The organism is Kitasatospora sp. NPDC057512, assembly GCF_042802135.1.
Lineage (GTDB): Bacteria > Actinomycetota > Actinomycetes > Streptomycetales > Streptomycetaceae > Kitasatospora.
This window is the reverse complement of record NZ_JBHVET010001177.1, coordinates 1-1,534: the sequence shown is the minus strand read 5'-3', so window position 1 is coordinate 1,534 and position 1,534 is coordinate 1. Positions and strand designations below refer to the sequence as shown.

Below are 1,534 nucleotides of genomic sequence, written 5' to 3'. Positions count from 1 at the left end.
GGGTGATCAGCGTGCCGCCGACCGCGAAGGACAGCCCGCCCAGCAGGAACACCAGCGGCAGCAGTGCGCCCGGCGCGTCCGCCAGGACGGCCAGGGCGGGCCAGCCCGCCAGCAGCAGCGGGCCGCCGACGGCGAGGACCAGGCCGGGGCGCCGGTCCGCGAGCCGCCCCGCGACGGTGACCCCGGCGAACGACCCGGCCCCGAACAGCACCAGCGCGACCGGCACCCACAGGTCGCCCAGCCCGGCCGGGCCGGTCACCACGGGGGCGAGGAAGGTGAAGCCGCCGAAGGTCGCCGCGTTCACCAGTGCGGCGAGCAGCATCGCGCGGAGCAGCCGGGGGCGGCGCAGCTCGCCGAGCTCCGCGCGCAGGGCCGGGGCCGGGGCCGGGGGCGGGGTCATGGCCGCGGCCCGGTCGGTCGAAGTGGCGACGGACGGAAGGCCCTTGGCGATGCCGACGGCGGCCGGCAGGCAGAGCAGCGCGACGGCCCAGAACGCGGCGCGCCACCCGAACAGCGAGCCCAGCACCGCCCCGCCCGGGACGCCGGCCACCGTCGCCACCGTCGTCCCCGACAGCAGCACGGCGAGCGCCCGGCCCTTGCGGTCCGCCGGGACGAGCGCGGCGGCGGTGGTCAGCGCCACCGCCAGGAACCCGGCGTTGGCGAGCGCGGCGACCACCCGGGTGGCCACCAGCACCGGGAAGCTCGTCGTCACCGCCCCGACGGCGTGCGCCGCCGCGAACACCAGGACGAACCCGAGCAGGCTGCCGCGCCCCGACCGGCCGCGGGCGAGACCGGCCATCAGCGGCGCGCCGACCGCCATCCCGACCGCGAAGGCCGAGGCGAGCCCGCCGGCCGTACCGACGGTGACGCCGAGATCGGCGGCGAGTCCGGGCAGCAGCCCGGCGAGCATGAACTCCGAGGTGCCCATGGCGAACACGGCCAGGGCGAGCAGATAGAGCGGAAAGGGCATCGAGAGGCTCCGAAGCGGGGCGGTGGGAACGAGGAGGACGGACGTCTCGTCACCGCACGCTCAACCCCCGGGCGGCGCAGGCGTGGCGCTCGCTCGGACCTCGGTGGTTCAGGATCTCCGGGGTTTCAGGGGGCCGACGGCGCGTGACCGAAAGCCCCCACCCTGGATGCCTCAGGGCTCGACATGCCCGGCACGCTACCCGACCCCCTGCCGCCGGGTCACCCGGTTTTCCCGTCGGTCGGGCTGGGAGCCACCGGCCGGCGGCCACGATGCGCGGCTCGACCACCGCCCGGGGATCCCGCCGAGCGTGAACTCGCGCTCGACGACGCCGTCGTCGACGTTCACGGGTACCACCTCCTCGTTCTCTCGCGCGGCCGCAAGGTGGCTGGCAGGCCGGCGGTACCGGGGCACCGGACGATCCTCTCGGCCGGGCCCGGACGATCCGCTCCTGTAAGCCGGGGAGCCGTGGTGGCTTTTCGACCGGGGGGGCGGCGGTCGGGGTGTCGGACCGGGGCACCGGCCCCTACGGCACCAGCACCCGCTCGGCGTCCCGTTCCACCGCGA

At 76.8% G+C, this 1,534-nt stretch carries 2 protein-coding genes; both read right to left on the bottom strand.

Annotated features, from left to right (window positions below; genetic code table 11):
- Positions 1 to 970 (bottom strand): Cmx/CmrA family chloramphenicol efflux MFS transporter (locus ACFU6K_RS38680; protein ID WP_380671306.1); only part of this gene is annotated, 970 nt, incomplete at its 3' end.
- A gap of 195 nt (positions 971 to 1,165) precedes the next feature.
- Positions 1,166 to 1,315: a hypothetical protein gene (locus ACFU6K_RS38675; RefSeq protein ID WP_380671304.1), complete on the bottom strand. Its 150-nt coding sequence runs from the start codon at positions 1,313 to 1,315 to the stop codon at positions 1,166 to 1,168.
- Between the last annotated feature and the right edge of the window lie 219 nt (positions 1,316 to 1,534).